The organism is Pseudomonas sp. GM25, from assembly GCF_000282255.1.
Taxonomy (GTDB): Bacteria; Pseudomonadota; Gammaproteobacteria; order Pseudomonadales; family Pseudomonadaceae; genus Aquipseudomonas; species Aquipseudomonas aphyarum.
The window spans coordinates 22,812-37,498 of the sequence record NZ_AKJQ01000033.1 but is presented as its reverse complement, the minus strand read 5'-3'; the positions used below and the strand labels follow the sequence as shown (position 1 = coordinate 37,498).

The 14,687-nt window shown below is 62.2% G+C and carries 18 protein-coding genes; 6 read left to right on the top strand and 12 right to left on the bottom strand.

Annotated elements, in window-relative coordinates:
• Positions 1-154: 154 nt before the first annotated feature.
• Genes PMI24_RS09850 through PMI24_RS09835 form a run of 4 tightly spaced genes read right to left on the bottom strand, consistent with a single transcriptional unit; the run spans position 155 to position 2,574 of the window.
• The gene (locus PMI24_RS09850) at positions 155-448 is read right to left on the bottom strand and encodes a DUF167 domain-containing protein (RefSeq protein WP_007953358.1); all 294 of its coding nucleotides are present in this window, start codon (positions 446-448) and stop codon (positions 155-157) included.
• On the bottom strand, positions 445-1,035 hold the full coding sequence (locus PMI24_RS09845; RefSeq protein WP_007953355.1) for a YggT family protein: 591 nt from the start codon (positions 1,033-1,035) through the stop codon (positions 445-447). Before PMI24_RS09845 ends, PMI24_RS09850 begins: the two co-directional genes overlap by 4 nt.
• A gap of 10 nt (positions 1,036-1,045) precedes the next feature.
• Complete coding sequence (gene proC, locus PMI24_RS09840) at positions 1,046-1,864, bottom strand: pyrroline-5-carboxylate reductase (RefSeq protein ID WP_007953353.1); 819 nt, start codon at positions 1,862-1,864, stop codon at positions 1,046-1,048.
• Between the two features lie 23 nt (positions 1,865-1,887).
• Entirely contained in the window at positions 1,888-2,574 is a 687-nt protein-coding gene (locus PMI24_RS09835; protein ID WP_007953351.1) for a YggS family pyridoxal phosphate-dependent enzyme, read from the bottom strand.
• Positions 2,575-2,630: 56 nt separating this feature from the next.
• On the opposite strand from PMI24_RS09835, the gene PMI24_RS09830 reads away from it, so the two are divergent.
• Positions 2,631-3,665, top strand: a complete 1,035-nt coding sequence (locus PMI24_RS09830) for a type IV pilus twitching motility protein PilT (protein ID WP_007953348.1) — start codon at positions 2,631-2,633, stop codon at positions 3,663-3,665.
• 48 nt (positions 3,666-3,713) lie between these two features.
• Here the strand turns inward: PMI24_RS09830 and PMI24_RS09825 are convergent, their stop codons facing one another.
• Complete coding sequence (locus PMI24_RS09825; RefSeq protein WP_007953345.1) at positions 3,714-4,331, bottom strand: C40 family peptidase; 618 nt, start codon at positions 4,329-4,331, stop codon at positions 3,714-3,716.
• 249 nt (positions 4,332-4,580) lie between these two features.
• Here PMI24_RS09825 and PMI24_RS09820 point away from each other — a divergent pair, with 249 nt between their 5' ends.
• Positions 4,581-5,015 (top strand): NINE protein, encoded by a 435-nt coding sequence (locus PMI24_RS09820; RefSeq protein ID WP_007953343.1) that lies wholly within the window; start codon positions 4,581-4,583, stop codon positions 5,013-5,015.
• A gap of 35 nt (positions 5,016-5,050) precedes the next feature.
• On the opposite strand, the gene PMI24_RS09815 is transcribed toward PMI24_RS09820, so the two are convergent.
• The 7 genes from PMI24_RS09815 to gshB all read right to left on the bottom strand — a co-directional run bounded on the left by PMI24_RS09815 (position 5,051) and on the right by gshB (position 11,001).
• The gene (locus PMI24_RS09815) at positions 5,051-6,322 is read right to left on the bottom strand and encodes a dihydroorotase (protein WP_007953339.1); all 1,272 of its coding nucleotides are present in this window, start codon (positions 6,320-6,322) and stop codon (positions 5,051-5,053) included.
• Positions 6,319-7,323, bottom strand: a complete 1,005-nt coding sequence (locus tag PMI24_RS09810; RefSeq protein ID WP_007913665.1) for an aspartate carbamoyltransferase catalytic subunit — start codon at positions 7,321-7,323, stop codon at positions 6,319-6,321. Before PMI24_RS09810 ends, PMI24_RS09815 begins: the two co-directional genes overlap by 4 nt.
• A 27-nt stretch (positions 7,324-7,350) precedes the next feature.
• Positions 7,351-7,854 carry a bifunctional pyr operon transcriptional regulator/uracil phosphoribosyltransferase PyrR gene (gene pyrR, locus PMI24_RS09805; protein WP_007953335.1) on the bottom strand — a complete coding sequence of 168 codons (504 nt, stop codon included), beginning with the start codon at positions 7,852-7,854 and terminating at the stop codon, positions 7,351-7,353.
• 81 nt (positions 7,855-7,935) lie between these two features.
• On the bottom strand, positions 7,936-8,373 hold the full coding sequence (gene ruvX / locus PMI24_RS09800) for a Holliday junction resolvase RuvX (RefSeq protein WP_007953334.1): 438 nt from the start codon (positions 8,371-8,373) through the stop codon (positions 7,936-7,938).
• Positions 8,373-8,945: a YqgE/AlgH family protein gene (locus PMI24_RS09795; protein WP_007953333.1), complete on the bottom strand. Its 573-nt coding sequence runs from the start codon at positions 8,943-8,945 to the stop codon at positions 8,373-8,375. The genes ruvX and PMI24_RS09795 overlap by 1 nt, the downstream gene beginning before the upstream one ends.
• A 98-nt stretch (positions 8,946-9,043) precedes the next feature.
• A complete protein-coding gene (locus PMI24_RS09790; protein ID WP_007953332.1) occupies positions 9,044-9,943 on the bottom strand; it encodes an energy transducer TonB in 900 nt (299 codons plus the stop codon).
• A 107-nt stretch (positions 9,944-10,050) separates the two neighbouring features.
• Positions 10,051-11,001 (bottom strand): glutathione synthase, encoded by a 951-nt coding sequence (gene gshB / locus PMI24_RS09785; protein ID WP_007953331.1) that lies wholly within the window; start codon positions 10,999-11,001, stop codon positions 10,051-10,053.
• 225 nt (positions 11,002-11,226) lie between these two features.
• Between gshB and pilG the strand changes: the two genes are divergently transcribed.
• Genes pilG through PMI24_RS09765 form a run of 4 tightly spaced genes read left to right on the top strand, consistent with a single transcriptional unit; the run spans position 11,227 to position 14,681 of the window.
• Complete coding sequence (gene pilG, locus PMI24_RS09780; protein WP_007953330.1) at positions 11,227-11,631, top strand: twitching motility response regulator PilG; 405 nt, start codon at positions 11,227-11,229, stop codon at positions 11,629-11,631.
• A gap of 60 nt (positions 11,632-11,691) precedes the next feature.
• Positions 11,692-12,057, top strand: coding sequence for a twitching motility response regulator PilH (pilH, locus tag PMI24_RS09775; protein WP_007953328.1), 366 nt, complete (start codon positions 11,692-11,694; stop codon positions 12,055-12,057).
• 10 nt (positions 12,058-12,067) lie between these two features.
• The gene (locus PMI24_RS09770) at positions 12,068-12,607 is read left to right on the top strand and encodes a chemotaxis protein CheW (RefSeq protein WP_007953327.1); all 540 of its coding nucleotides are present in this window, start codon (positions 12,068-12,070) and stop codon (positions 12,605-12,607) included.
• Between the two features lie 13 nt (positions 12,608-12,620).
• Positions 12,621-14,681: a methyl-accepting chemotaxis protein gene (locus PMI24_RS09765; RefSeq protein WP_007953326.1), complete on the top strand. Its 2,061-nt coding sequence runs from the start codon at positions 12,621-12,623 to the stop codon at positions 14,679-14,681.
• Positions 14,682-14,687 lie beyond the last annotated feature (6 nt).

The following is a 14,687-nucleotide window of genomic DNA, read 5'->3' as shown; positions in this document are numbered from 1 at the left end:
GTGGGGTTAGCGGCAAGCAACGATCAGGCCCGATTGGTTCGCTCTTGATCGAGGTGCGGCCATTCGCGAGCAGGCTCGCTCCCACAGGGGATTTGTATTGAACACAGATCTAATGTGGGAGCGAGCCTGCTCGCGAATGAGACGACTCGGTGGATCAGGCTGGACGCGCCAAATCAGGCAAATCCGGGAGCTTCTTCGGCGAGCAGATCTTCACCCGCTTCTGCCGGTTCAACTCGCCGCCGATCAGGCTGACCTGGCTTTTGGAAACCCCAAAAGCCTTGGCCAGAAACCCCATCAGGTACGCATTGGCCTTGCCCTCGACCGGCGGCGCGGTCAGGCGGATCTTCAGGCGATCGCCGTGCAGCCCGCAGAAATCATCGCTGCGGGCGGCCGGTTGCAGGTGACATTCCAGAATCAGGTCGTCACCGTCCCAGCGAAACCAGCTCACATCAGCAGGCGCAGGATTTCCGGCATCATCGTCATCGCCGCGAGGTTATTGATCACCAGCATGTCGATCAGCTTCAGCACGAGGAAGGCGAAGATCGGCGACAGATCCAGACCACCGAGGTTCGGCAGGATGCGGCGGAACGGCGCCAGGGCCGGTTCACAGATCTGGTTCACCAGTTCGGCGCCCGGATTGTGGCTGCCCGGTGCGACCCAGGACAGGATGATGCTGATGATCATGGCCCAGAAGAAAATCTTCAGGAACAGCGCCGTCACGCCGATCAGCGACCAGATCAGCAGTTGCAGCGGGTTGCCGGTGGTGCCGTAGGTCAGCAGCAGGGTCAGCGCCATCAGCGCCAGTTGCACGAGAATCGCCAGCACCAGCGACGACATGTCGAGGCCGAACATGCTCGGGATGATCCGGCGCAGTGGCTTGAGCAGCGGCTGGGTGGCCTTGACCACGAACTGGCACAGCGGGTTGTAGAAGTTCGCCCGCACCAGTTGCAGGACGAAGCGCAGCAGCACGATCAGCAGGTACAGGCTGCCGAGGGTTTGCAGCACGTAGACCGCTGCGGTGTTCAATCCAATCATGTAAGGCTCCTTATTTGCCCAGTTGTTCGGCCATTTCGGCCGAGCGGTGCGCGGCGGCGCCGAGTGCTTTTTCCACCAGGGCTTCGAAGCCGCCGGCCTGGAACGATTTGATCGCAGCTTCAGTGGTGCCGGCCGGGGAGGTCACGCGGCGGCGCAGTTCGGCAGCGTCGACGTCGCTGGACACGGCCATGTGCGCGGCGCCCAGAGCGGTCTGCAAAGTCAGTTGCTCGGCGGTTTCCTTCGGCAGGCCGAGTTTGACGCCGGCGGCGGTCATGGCTTCGATCAGCAGGAAGAAGTACGCCGGGCCGGAACCGGACACCGCAGTGACCGCGTCCAGTTGCTGCTCTTCGTTCAGCCACAGGGCGATGCCGACGGCGGACAGCAGTTCTTCAGCCTGTTGGCGTTGTTCGGCGCTCACTGCGCTGGTTGCGTACAAACCGCTCACGCCCTGACGCAGCAGCGCCGGGGTGTTCGGCATGCAGCGCACGATCGGCTGCTCGCCCAGCCAGGCGGTCATGCTGGCGCAGGTGATGCCGGCGGCGATCGAGACCACCAGTTGATTCGGTTTCAGGCTCGGGCGAATCGCTTCGCACACGGCTTTCATGGCCTGTGGCTTGACTGCCAGCACGACAACGTCGGCGCCGTCGATGGCCTGGGCGTTGTCGGCGAAGGTTTCGATGCCGTGTTCGGCGCTGACCCGGTTGCGGGTTTCTTCGCCCGGATCGCTGGCGCGAATCCGTGCAGCTTCCAGACCCTTGGCCCGCAGGCCGCCGATCAGGCTGGCGGCCATGTTGCCGGCACCGATAAAGGCAATACGTGTGTTGCTCATGTCAGGTCCTTATCTGGAAATGTTCAAGATTGGGAATAGTCGCGGGCGCCGAACAGGGCCGTACCGATACGGACCCAGGTCGCGCCCTGGGCAATGGCCGACTCGAGGTCGTGGCTCATGCCCATGGAAAGTGTGTCGAGCGGCAGATCGAGGCTGGCCTGCAACTTCTGAACAGCAGCGAATGCCGCGTCCTGCTCGGCGCGATCTTCGGTCGGCTCGGGAATCGCCATCAACCCGCGCAGCTTCAGGCGTGGCAGGGCGCTGATGGCCTGGGCCAAGGCCGGCAAGTCTTGCGGCGTGCAGCCGGACTTGCTGGCCTCACCGCTGACGTTGACCTGAATGCAGATGTTCAGTGGCGGCAGATCCGCCGGGCGTTGTTCGGAAAGGCGTTGGGCGATTTTCAGACGATCCACGGAGTGCACCCAGGCGAAATGCTCGGCAATCGAGCGGGTCTTGTTCGACTGAATGGGGCCGATGAAGTGCCAGATCAAGGGCAGGTCGGTCAGTTCGAGCTGTTTACCCAAGGCCTCTTGCAGGTAGTTCTCGCCGAAGTCGCGCAGGCCGGCGGCGTACGCTTCGCGCAGGGCTTGTGCCGGTTTGGTCTTGCTCACGGCCAGCAGCTGGACGCTGTCTTCGCTGCGATTGGCAGCTTGGGTCGCTGCCTGGATGCGCGAACTAACCTGGAGAATGTTGTCTGCTATCGTGGACATCAAGAGGCGCCAGCGGTCTGAAGGTTCGCGGCATTCTACTGGAATTGAGGGACGCTATGGATATCACTGAACTGCTGGCCTTCAGCGCCAAACAGGGCGCTTCCGACCTGCACCTGTCGGCCGGTCTGCCGCCGATGATCCGCGTGGATGGCGATGTGCGGCGGATCAATCTGCCGGCGCTGGATCACAAACAGGTGCACGAGCTGATCTACGACATCATGAACGACACCCAGCGGGTGGACTTCGAGAAACATCTGGAAACCGACTTTTCCTTCGAAGTCCCCGGCGTGGCGCGCTTTCGGGTCAATGCCTTCAACCAGAACCGTGGCGCCGGCGCGGTGTTCCGGACCATCCCGTCGAAAGTGCTGAGCATGGAAGACCTGGCCATGGGCGACGTCTTCCGCAAGATCACCGATGCGCCACGCGGGCTTGTACTGGTGACCGGACCGACCGGCTCCGGCAAGTCCACGACCCTGGCGGCGATGATCGATTACCTCAACACCCATCGTCATCACCACATCCTGACCATCGAAGATCCGATCGAATTTGTCCACGAATCGCGCAAATGCCTGATCAATCAGCGTGAAGTCCACCGCGATACCCGCAGTTTCGCCACCGCATTGCGTTCAGCGCTGCGCGAAGACCCGGATGTGATTCTGGTAGGCGAGATGCGTGATCTGGAAACCATCCGCCTGGCACTCACCGCCGCCGAAACCGGGCATCTTGTGTTCGGAACGCTGCACACCACGTCGGCGGCCAAGACCATCGACCGGGTGGTGGACGTGTTTCCCGGGGACGAAAAGTCCATGGTGCGCTCGATGCTCTCGGAGTCGTTGCTGGCGGTGGTGTCGCAGACGCTGATCAAGAAGATCGGCGGTGGCCGGGTGGCGGCGCACGAGATCATGCTGGGCACGTCGGCGATCCGTAACCTGATCCGCGAGGACAAGGTGGCGCAGATGTACTCGGCGATTCAGACCGGCGGGTCGCTGGGGATGCAGACACTCGACATGTGCCTGAAGGATCTGGTGACCAAGGGCTTGATCAGCCGCGAACATGCGCGGGAGAAGGCGCGTACGCCGGATAACTTCTAGGCAAAAAAAATCGCAGCCCATGGGCTGCGATTTTTTGTGTCTGAGCAATCAGCGCTGAACGACGCGCATCTGCCCTTGTTCTTTCGGCAATACGCGTTTGGCTACGACGTAATGCTTTTCCCAGTACGGCTTGTTCAGTGTGTCGATGCTCACCGACTTGCCGCGCCGTGGCGCATGTATGAAACGGTCGTTGCCCAGGTAGATGGCAACGTGATTGACCCGACGGCTCTTGATGTTGAAGAAAATCAGGTCACCCGGCTTCAGGTCCTTGCGTTCGACTTTCTCGCCGTGACCGCTGGCCATGGCGTTCGAGGTGCGTGGCAGGTCGAACGTAGCGTCGTTGAACGCGTATTTCACCAGACCGCTGCAGTCGAAGCCTTTACTCGGGCTGCTGCCGCCCCAACGGTAAGGTGTACCGAGGACGTTTACCGCGCGACTGAGGACGTTGCTGCTTTCCTTGGTCGCCATCGGTGGCACCAGCTTGCTGCGGCCGTTGCTGCTCAGCGTGGTGTGTTTGACCTGTTTGCCTTTGTTCGATGGAGCAGAGGCATGTGATTTAGGGGTAAAACCGTTAACGTTTGGAAGACGTTGCTCACGATTGGTGGCGTGGGCGGCCAGTGGCATTAATAGGCAAATAGTTAGCCATGTCTTGAAAAATGGACGCATTAGGCAGGGCTCTTCATGTGATAGCGCGCAACTTTATAACAGCTTTTTTGTCCCTTCCGAGGCCGTTGGTCGATTCAATCGGGTGCCAACGGAACCAAATAAGCGGCAAAAAGACGCAATTGTCGGACAGGAGTCCGGTGCTATAAGGCTTTGACGGGAGACACGGTAGCATTTGCCATACGTCGGCTACCTGTAAAAAAGTCACAAAGAATTAAAGAATATTTATCTATCGCGTGTATCGAGGTCTTAATGAACGGCTATCAGCTGCCCCGTGTGAAGGAAAAAGACACCCATAGCAAGGTGATCGGTTACCTGTTGTGGATTTTCGGTTTCACAGGCTCTCACCGCTTCTATTACGGCAAACCGGTGACCGGCACGATCTGGTTTTTCACCTTCGGGTTGCTGGGGATCGGCTGGCTGATCGACGTGTTCCTGATCCCGGCGATGGATCGCGAAGCCGACCTGCGTTTCGCCGCGGGCCCGATCGAGTACAACGTGGCATGGATTCTCCTGACCTTTCTCGGCGCGCTCGGCGTGCACCGGATGTATCAGGGCAAGTGGATCAGCGGGGTGGTGTATCTGCTGACTGGCGGGTTGTTCTTTCTGGGGGTGCTGTATGACTTCTGGACGCTGAACGATCAGGTGTCGGTGCGTAATGCCGAAGGGCGGGGCGCCTTTCAGTAAGTGATGGCGAGGGAGCTGGCTCCCTCGCCATTTTTTTACGCCTGATGGCTGATCCGGCCATCCACCAGCGTGTAACGCACCACACCCGGCAGGCTATGGCCTAGGAACGGGCAGTTCTCGCCCTTCGACAGCCAGGTTTCGCCGGCAACGGTCGAGGCCTTCGGGTCGAACAGCACGATATCTGCCGCGCCACCCACCGCCAGTTTGCCCGCCGGCAGGCGCAGTGCCTCGGCCGGGCCGGCGCTCAGGCGGGCCAGCAGGGTCGGCAGGTCCAGCAGACCATCCTCGACCAGGGTCATCGCCAGCGGCAGCAGCAGTTCGACGCTGCTGATGCCCGGCTCGGTCGCGCCGAAGGGTGCCAGTTTGGCATCGCGCTCGTGGGGCTGATGATGGCTGGAAATCGCCGAGACCACGCCGGACTTCACCGCTTCACGCAGACCATCGCGGTCGGCGCGGGTGCGCAGCGGCGGTTGCACGTGATACAGGCTGCTGAAGTCGATCAGCGCTTCGTCCGTCAGGATCAATTGATACAGGGCGACATCCGCCGTGACTTTCAAGCCACGAGCCTGGGCCTGAGCAATCAGGGCCACGCCGCGAGCGCTGGTTAGTTGGCTGAAGTGAGCACGCACACCGGTTTGCTCGACCAGCAGCAGATCCCGGGCCAGCGCCACGGTTTCAGCGGTTTCCGGGATGCCCGGCAGGCCGAGGAAGCTGGCGGTGGGGCCTTCGTGGGCCAGACCGCCGTCGGCGAGGTCGTGATCCTGGGAGTTGAAAATCACCGTCAGGTCGAAAGTCGCCGCGTAATCCAGCGCCCGGCACAGGGTGCGAGTGTTGCGGAAACTTTCGAGGCCATTGCCGAACGCCACGCAACCGGCGTCGCGCAGGGCAACCAGCTCGGCCAGTTGTTCACCATCCAGACCTTTGCTCAGCGCGCCGATCGGGAACACCTTGGTGTTGCCGGCCTCGCGGGCGCGGTCGAGGATCAGTTCGGCCACGGCGGAAGTGTCGAGCACCGGTCTGGTTTTCGGCGGGCAGCACAGGCTGGTCACGCCACCGGCTGCAGCCGCGCGGGTTTCGCTGGCGATGGTGCCTTTGCGGCTGTAGCCCGGTTCGCGCAGGGCGACGTTCAGGTCTACGAGGCCTGGAGCGGCGACAAGGCCTTGGGCGTCGATGGTTTCGACGGCGGTGAAACCTGCCGGTGCAGCGCCAAGGGCGACGATCTTGCAGGCTTCAACGTGAATGTCGGTGATTTGATCCAGGCCGCTGCTTGGATCGATGACGCGGGCGCCGAGAATGCTGAGCTTCACTGGGCGTTCTCCTGCTCGAATTGACGCTGCGCTGTTTGTCCGCTCATGGCCATCGACAGCACGGCCATACGGATCGCGATGCCGTAGGTGACTTGATTGAGGATCACCGAGTGCGGGCCGTCGGCCACCGCCGACTCGATCTCCACGCCGCGGTTGATCGGCCCCGGGTGCATGACGATGCAATCGGGCTTGGCGCCGGCCAGGCGCGCGGTGGTCAGGCCGAACAGGCGGTAGAACTCGCCTTCGCTCGGCAGCAGGCCGCCGGTCATGCGCTCACGCTGCAGGCGCAGCATGATCACCACGTCGACGTCTTTCAGGCCTTCGGTCATGTCGGTGTAGACCTTCACGCCGTACTGCTCGATGCCGATCGGCAGCAAGGTCTTCGGCGCGATCACGCGGATGTCCGGGCAGCCGAGGGTCTTCAGGGCGAGCATGTTCGAGCGCGCCACCCGCGAGTGCAGGATGTCGCCGACGATGGCCACCGAGAGGTTTTCGAAACCGCCCTTGTGGCGGCGGATGGTCAGCATGTCGAGCATGCCCTGAGTCGGGTGCGCGTGCCGGCCGTCGCCGCCGTTGATGATCGCCACTTGCGGGCAGACATGCTCGGCGATGAAGTGTGCAGCGCCCGAATCACCGTGGCGCACGACGAACATGTCGGCGGCCATGGCTTCCAGGTTACGCAGGGTGTCGAGCAGGGTTTCGCCCTTGCTGGCCGACGAGGTCGACACGTTCAGGGTGATCACGTCCGCCGACAGCCGCTGGGCCGCCAGTTCGAAGGTGGTACGGGTGCGGGTCGAGTTTTCGAAGAACACGTTGCACACGGTCTTGCCGCGCAGCAACGGGACCTTCTTCACGGCCCGGGCACCGACTTCGAGGAACGAGTCGGCGGTGTCGAGGATTTCCGTCAGCAACTCGCGGCGCAGGCCGTCGAGCGAGAGGAAGTGGCGCAGCTGGCCCTGATCATTGAGCTGCAGCGGGCGCTTGGTATCTAGAGGCGTCATCGCGAGGGGGACTCTCAATAGGGCGGATTAAAGGGCAAGGTCTTGCAGTTCGAGGGCCAGCTCCGGCCCGGACAGCTTGACCCGCTCGTGGGCGGCCAGCGACAGGGTCGCGCCAACCACGTTCGGGCGGATCGGCAGTTCGCCGGCGTCCAGGTCCAGCAGGCAGACCAGCGTCACGCTGGCCGGGCGGCCGTAGTCGAACAGTTCGTTCATGGCGGCGCGGATGGTCCGGCCGCTCATCAGTACGTCGTCGATCAGCACCAGATGCTGGCCTTCGATTTCGAAGGGCAGGGCGGACGGGCGCACCTGCGGGTGCAGGCCGTTCTGGCTGAAGTCGTCGCGGTAGAAGGAAACATCCAGCGTGCCCAATGGCGCGTCGCTGCCCAGCTCTGCGAGCAGGGCCTGGGCGACCCAGACGCCGCCTGTGCGGATGCCGATGTAACGCGGTTCGCTGATATCACGCTGGGCAAGGTGCGCCTTGAGGCGGGTCGCCATCTGGCTGATCAGATCGGCGGGATTGGGCAGGCTCATGGTTGCTCCTTCTTGGGGTCGAGCCGGTTCTCGCGAACCGTGGCTCGGGTTGTAACCAAAAGAAAAGCGCCGTAGCGCTTGTCAGGATTCAAATAGTGCGGTGTTTTCGTCGAGCCAGCCTTGCAGCAGCAGGGCGGCGGCGATGGCGTCCACCGGGTTGTCGCGGTAGCTGCCTTTCTGTCCGCCGCGCACCAGCCGTTCGCCCTTGGCTTCGAAGGTCGTCAGGCGTTCGTCGTGGGTATAGAAAGGCAGGTTGAAGCGGCCGTTGAGGCGGCGGGCGAATTTCTCGGCGCGGGCGCACATCTCGCTGGGCGTGCCGTCCATGTTCAGCGGCAGGCCGACCACCACGGCGTCGGGCTTCCATTCCTTTATCAGGGCTTCGACCTGATTCCAGTCCGGCACACCGTTTTGCGCCTTCAAGGTGCACAGTTCGCGGGCCTGGCCGGTAATCACCTGGCCGACCGCCACGCCGATCTGTTTGGTGCCGTAGTCGAAGCCGAGGATCAGGCGCAGGGCCATCAGGCGTGTCCTGCCTGGCTGGTCAGCAGGCTGAGGTTGATCCCCAGGTGCTTGGCCGCCGCTTCCAGGCGCAGTTCACTGCTGGTGTTGAACAGGATGTCGGCGTCGTACGGGCAGGTCAGCCAGGCGTTGTCGGCCAGCTCGGCCTCCAGTTGCCCGGCTTCCCAGCCCGCATAACCAAGGGTGATGACGCTTTTGGCCGGGCCCACGCCGTCGGCGATGGCGAACAGCACGTCCTGCGAGGTGGACAGGGCCAGATCGCCGTCCAGCTCGACGGTGGCCTGGAAGGTCTTGCCCGCCGGGTGCAGGACAAAACCGCGATCAGTCTGCACCGGGCCGCCGATGAAGATCGGCACATGCTGGCACAGCGCTGGCGGATCGATGTCCGGGCGCAATTGTTCGAGGATGTCGGCCAGATTCAGCTCTTGCGGTCGGTTGACCACCAGCCCCATGGCGCCATTGGCCGTGTGCTCGACGATGTAGGTCAAGGTATGGGCAAAGTTCGGGTCGGCCATGTGTGGCATGGCGATCAGGAAGTGATGCTTGAGGTAGCTGGGGCTGACGTTTTTCATGTGCGCTAGTGTGGCGTCGAAGGGGCAAACTGACAAGCTGACAAGCTGACAAGCTGAGGATCAGAGAACAACCCAGATCAAAAGTGGGAGCGATGTATTCAGTTACTGGACAGCCGGTCGCCCCGGGCGAATTTCCAGGTGCGGATGATTTCCAGCCGGTCGATGTCCGACAGGTCCCCGGTAAACGGTGCAAACGGGGCTGCCAGTCGCACGATGCGCTGCGCCGCCTGATCCAGCAGCGGCTGGCCGGAAGACTCCAGCACCAGCACTTCATACAGCGAGCCGTCGCGGTTGATCGACACCATCAGGCGCAGATTGCCGTAGATCTGCTTGCGCCGGGCTTCGTCGGGGTAATTGAGGTTGCCGATGCGCTCGACCTTCTTGCGCCACTCGTCCTTGTACCAGGCGCCCTTGTCGCGCATGGTCGACGCCGCGCTCAGGCGGTGAATGCGCGGGCGCTTGGCGTAGAGCTGTTGTTCGTTGGCCAGTTCGGCTTCGAGGCTGGCGATGTCGCTGGAGAGCTGCGAGCTGTCGAAGGTCGGGGCGTCGACCGTCGGTTTGGTCTCGGTCTTGGCTTCTTCTTTCTTGGTCGGCGCCTTTTTCGGTTTCGGCGCGACGGTGGTCACCGCTGCTTTGGGTGCGGCTTCCTGCACTTCCGGCTTGGCGGCGGGCGGCGGGGTGACTTTCTTGACCTGGTTGTCCTGGAACGGCGCGACCTCGGTGGTCTTGGGGATCGCCTTCTTGTCGAGGGTGCCGCTGCCTTCCTGGTTTTCCTGGGCGAGGAAGTCAGCCTTCGCCGGCTTCTTTTCGCTCTTGAAGGTGGCGAGGGTGATTTCCAGGGTTTTGCTGATCTGCTTGGGCTCGACCATGGTGAAACCCACGCCGAGCAGCAGCGCCAGATGGATCAGCGCCGCGAGAAACAGGGTAAATCCGAGGCGATCGACCGGGCGCACGCCTTTATGGGCGAGTTCAGCGGGCAGATCGGACGGAAGTGTCATGACAAGAAAACCAACATCGCGTTTTTCACAGGCCGCGCATGATAACGCAATGTTGGTTTCACGCCTTTAGCTTCAAGCATCAAGCGACAGGCTGCATGTGATGCACATCAAGCTTGCAGCTTTTTCTCGATGGCATCCATCAGCAGGCCGCCGATGTCGGTGCCGAAGGCATTGTCGATTTCGCGGATGCAGGTCGGGCTGGTGACGTTGATTTCGGTCAGGTGCTCGCCGATCACGTCCAGGCCGACGAACAGCAGGCCTTTTTCGCGCAAGGTCGGGCCGACCTGGGCGGCGATCCAGCGATCCTTGTCGGTCAACGGGCGGGCTTCGCCACGACCACCGGCCGCGAGGTTGCCACGGGTTTCGCCTTGGGCCGGAATCCGCGCCAGGCAGTAATCCACCGGCTCGCCGTCGATCATCAGGATGCGCTTGTCGCCGTCCTTGATCGCCGGGAGGTAGGCCTGGCCCATGATCTGCTGGGCGCCGAGGGCGGTCAGGGTTTCCAGGATCACCGACAGGTTCGGGTCGCCGGCGCGGTGACGGAAAATCGAAGTACCGCCCATGCCGTCCAGCGGCTTGAGGATAACGTCGCCATGTTTGGCGGCAAATTCACGCAGCACGTCGGCGCGGCGGCTGACCACGGTCGGCGGCGTGCACTGCGGGAACAGGGTGGCGAACAGTTTTTCGTTGCAGTCGCGCAGGCTCTGCGGCTTGTTGACCACCAGCACCCCGGCCGACTCGGCCTGTTCGAGCAGGTAGGTGGAGTAGACGAACTCCATGTCGAACGGCGGATCCTTGCGCATCAGGATCACGTTCAGGTCGCTCAGCAGCGAATCCTGCTCGGTGCCCAGTTCGAACCATTTTTCCGGGTTGGCGAAGACTTTCAGCGGCTTCATCCGCGCCCGTGCCTGGCCTTCGCCCTGATAAAGGTCTTTCTGTTCCATATAGAACAGTTCCCAGCCGCGCTTCTGCGCCGCCAGCAGCATGGCCAGCGAGCTATCCTTTTTATAGGAAATGCTGGCGATAGGGTCCATGACAATCCCGACGCGAACGCTCATTGGGTTTTCCTCGAAAATTGGCTACCGGATCGGTATGAAAAAAGTGCCGCCAGAGTGGCGCCGGGCGGGTTTTCGGTCAAGGAAAAACCCGTCGATAGATTGGATCAGGAGACTGTGCTAAAAAGGCTGCCATGTCGTGCTGGCCCTTGAACATCAAGGGTTTCCAGCCATTACGCATCGCAAAACGGACAAATTGATTCGCAAAGGCGACGGTAGAGCCCCCTTATGGAACAGCAGTCCAGCGCCTTGAAGGTCATGGTGATCGACGACTCGAAAACGATTCGTCGCACCGCCGAGACCCTGTTGAAAAATGCAGGGTGCGAAGTCATCACCGCGATCGACGGTTTTGACGCCCTGGCGAAGATCGCCGACCACCATCCCGGGATCATCTTTGTCGACATCATGATGCCGCGTCTGGATGGTTATCAGACCTGCGCTTTAATCAAGAACAACAATGCGTTCAAGGGCACGCCGGTGATCATGCTGTCGTCCCGGGACGGGCTGTTCGACAAGGCCAAGGGGCGGATTGTCGGTTCCGATCAATTTTTGACCAAGCCTTTCAGCAAGGAAGAACTGCTCGACGCGATTTCGGCCCATGTTCCGGGCTTCGCTGCCGCTTTGCCGCAGTAAGACACGCACAGAGACGCTCGGCCAGCGGGCCCGGTGTCGACAAGAAAAATGGGGAAGACCATGGCACGTATCCTGATCGTCGATGATTCGCCGACCGAAATGTACAAACTCACCGGCATGCTGGAAAAGCACGGGCACGAAGTGCTGAAAGCCGAAAACGGCGCCGACGGCGTGGCCCTGGCCCGCCAGGAAAAACCTGACGCGGTGCTGATGGACATCGTCATGCCCGGCCTCAACGGTTTTCAGGCCACCCGCCAGTTGACCAAGGATGCGGAGACCAGCCACATCCCGGTGATCATCATCACTACCAAGGATCAGGAGACCGACAAGGTCTGGGGCACCCGCCAGGGCGCCAAGGACTACCTGACCAAACCGGTCGACGAAGACACGCTGATCAAGACCCTGAACAACGTGCTGGCCGGTTGATCGCGCCGCCATGAGCGAATCGCTGACCGCGTTCGAACTGTTGTGGCAGATCGACCAGCGCTGTCGCCTGCTGGCGGCGGACCTGCCGTCGCAACCGGCGCGCCAGGATCGCTGGAGCGGCATCGGCTTTCGTCTGGGCGAGCACTGGTATGTCACGCCCATGGGCGAAGTCAGCGAAGTGCTGCCCGAACTGCGCGTCACCCAGTTGCCGGGCGTCAAGCCGTGGGTCAAGGGCGTGGCCAACCTGCGCGGACGGCTGTTGCCGGTCATGGACCTGTGTGGCTTTTTCGGCCATGAGCTGTCACCGATGCGCAAGCAGCGGCGGGTACTGGTGGTAGAGCATCAGGACGTGTTTGCGGGGTTGCTGGTCGATGAAGTCTTCGGCCTGCAGCACTTCGAGCAGGACAGTTTCGAATCCGTCTCGATCAGTAAACGGCAAGGCTCCAAGGGCGAGTTCATCAAGGGCTATTTCCGGCGCGAGCAGAACTGGCGGGTGTTCAGCCTGTTTGCGCTGGCGCAGTCACCGAGTTTCATGCACGTCGCGGTTTAACAGGCGAGGACCGATGATCAAAGCAAAAACAGGCAAGCCCGCAGAAGGCTCGCGCAGCCGCTCGCAGATCATCGTGCTGTTCATCGCACTGATCGTGTTTATCATGCTGCTGTTCGCCAACTTCGCTTACCTCAACACCCAGGCCAACTACGACAAGCAGTACATCGGCCACGCCGGCGAGCTGCGGGTGCTGTCGCAGCGGATCGCCAAGAACGCCACCGAAGCCGCCGCCGGCAAGGCTGCCGCGTTCAAGCTGTTGAGCGATGCGCGCAACGACTTCGCCCAGCGTTGGGGCTACCTGAAGAAAGGCGACCCGGCCACCGGCCTGCCGCCCGCGCCGTCCACCGTGCGCCCGGAAATGCGCGCCGTGCAGCTGGACTGGGAACGCCTGCTGAAAAACACCGACGCGATTCTCTCCAGCGAACAGACCGTGCTGTCCCTGCATCAGGTGGCCGCGACCCTGGCCGAAACCGTGCCGCAGTTGCAGATCGAATACGAAAAGGTCGTGGAAATCCTCCTGCAACGCGGCGCTCCGGCGGCGCAGGTGGCGATGGCCCAGCGTCAGTCGCTGCTGGCCGAACGGATTCTCGGCGCGGTCAACACCGTGCTTTCCGGCGATGAAAACTCCCAGCAGGCTGCCGATGCCTTCGGTCGCGATGCCGCACGCTTCGGTCAGGTGCTTAACGGCATGCTGCAGGGCAACCCGGCACTGAAGATCAGCCAGGTCGAAGACCGCGACGCGCGCGCGCGTTTGAGCGAGATCTCCGAACTGTTCCAGTTCGTCTCGGGTTCGGTGGATGAAATCCTCGAAACCTCGCCGGAGCTGTTCAAGGTCCGTGAATCGGCCACCAATATCTTCAGCCTGTCGCAGACCCTGCTCGACGAAGCCTCGCACCTGGCCACCGGTTTCGAAAACCTCGCCGGCGGGCGCAATACCGACACCATCGGCGGCTACGTGCTGGGCCTGCTGGCGCTGGCCTCGATCATCCTGATCGGCATGGTCATGGTCCGGGAAACCAACCGTCAGTTGCGCGAGACCGCCGAGAAGAACGAGCGCAACCAGAATGCGATCATGCGCCTGCTCGACGAGATCGAAGACCTCGCCGACGGCGACCTGACCGTAACCGCCTCGGTGACCGAAGACTTCACCGGGACCATCGCCGATTCGATCAACTATTCCGTCGACCAGCTGCGCGATCTGGTCGCCACCATCAACCTCACCGCCGGCCAGGTCGCCGCCGCGGTGCAGGAAACCCAGGCCACCGCCATGCACCTGGCCCAGGCCTCGGAGCATCAGGCCCAGCAGATTTCCGAAGCCTCGACCGCGATCAGCGACATGGCCCAGTCCATCGATCAGGTGTCGGCCAACGCCGCCGAATCCTCGGCGGTTGCCGAGCGGTCGGTGGAGATCGCCAACAAGGGCAACGAGGTGGTGCACAACACCATCCACGGCATGGACAACATCCGCGAACAGATCCAGGACACCGCCAAACGCATCAAGCGCCTGGGCGAGTCGTCCCAGGAAATCGGCGACATCGTCAGCCTGATCGACGACATCGCCGACCAGACCAACATTCTTGCCCTCAACGCGGCAATTCAGGCCTCGATGGCCGGTGATGCCGGGCGTGGTTTCGCCGTGGTGGCCGACGAAGTGCAGCGGCTGGCCGAGCGTTCGTCCGCCGCGACCCGGCAGATCGAGACGCTGGTGCGGGCGATCCAGACCGACACCAACGAAGCCGTGATTTCCATGGAGCAGACCACCACCGAAGTGGTGCGCGGCGCGCGGCTGGCGCAGGATGCCGGTGTGGCCCTGGAAGAAATCGAAGGCGTGTCCAAGACCCTCGCGGCGCTGATCCAGAGCATCTCAAACGCGGCGCAGCAGCAGACGTCTTCGGCCGGGCAGATTTCCCTGACGATGAACGTGATCCAGCAGATCACCTCGCAGACTTCGTCCGGCTCCACGGCCACCGCCGAGAGCATCGGCAACCTGGCGAAAATGGCCAGCCAGTTGCGCCGCTCGGTGTCCGGGTTCACCTTGCCGGCGGCGCCTGCGCCCGTCGCGGACAAGGCGTGAGGCCTG

Bases quoted from the DNA above. Each gene is read 5' to 3' on its own strand.
- PMI24_RS09790 (WP_007953332.1), bottom strand. From the start codon at position 9,943: ATGACACTTCCGTCCGATCTGCCCGCTGAACTCGCCCATAAAGGCGTG.
- PMI24_RS09810 (WP_007913665.1), bottom strand. From the start codon at position 7,323: ATGACGCCTCTAGATACCAAGCGCCCGCTGCAGCTCAATGATCAGGGC.
- PMI24_RS09770 (WP_007953327.1), top strand. From the start codon at position 12,068: ATGAGCGAATCGCTGACCGCGTTCGAACTGTTGTGGCAGATCGACCAG.
- gshB (WP_007953331.1), bottom strand. From the start codon at position 11,001: ATGAGCGTTCGCGTCGGGATTGTCATGGACCCTATCGCCAGCATTTCC.
- PMI24_RS09825 (WP_007953345.1), bottom strand. From the start codon at position 4,331: ATGCGTCCATTTTTCAAGACATGGCTAACTATTTGCCTATTAATGCCA.
- pyrR (WP_007953335.1), bottom strand. From the start codon at position 7,854: ATGAGCCTGCCCAATCCCGCCGATCTGATCAGCCAGATGGCGACCCGC.
- pilH (WP_007953328.1), top strand. From the start codon at position 11,692: ATGGCACGTATCCTGATCGTCGATGATTCGCCGACCGAAATGTACAAA.
- proC (WP_007953353.1), bottom strand. From the start codon at position 1,864: ATGAGCAACACACGTATTGCCTTTATCGGTGCCGGCAACATGGCCGCC.
- PMI24_RS09830 (WP_007953348.1), top strand. From the start codon at position 2,631: ATGGATATCACTGAACTGCTGGCCTTCAGCGCCAAACAGGGCGCTTCC.
- PMI24_RS09835 (WP_007953351.1), bottom strand. From the start codon at position 2,574: ATGTCCACGATAGCAGACAACATTCTCCAGGTTAGTTCGCGCATCCAG.
- PMI24_RS09820 (WP_007953343.1), top strand. From the start codon at position 4,581: ATGAACGGCTATCAGCTGCCCCGTGTGAAGGAAAAAGACACCCATAGC.
- ruvX (WP_007953334.1), bottom strand. From the start codon at position 8,373: ATGGCCCTGCGCCTGATCCTCGGCTTCGACTACGGCACCAAACAGATC.
- PMI24_RS09795 (WP_007953333.1), bottom strand. From the start codon at position 8,945: ATGAAAAACGTCAGCCCCAGCTACCTCAAGCATCACTTCCTGATCGCC.
- pilG (WP_007953330.1), top strand. From the start codon at position 11,227: ATGGAACAGCAGTCCAGCGCCTTGAAGGTCATGGTGATCGACGACTCG.
- PMI24_RS09765 (WP_007953326.1), top strand. From the start codon at position 12,621: ATGATCAAAGCAAAAACAGGCAAGCCCGCAGAAGGCTCGCGCAGCCGC.
- PMI24_RS09845 (WP_007953355.1), bottom strand. From the start codon at position 1,035: ATGATTGGATTGAACACCGCAGCGGTCTACGTGCTGCAAACCCTCGGC.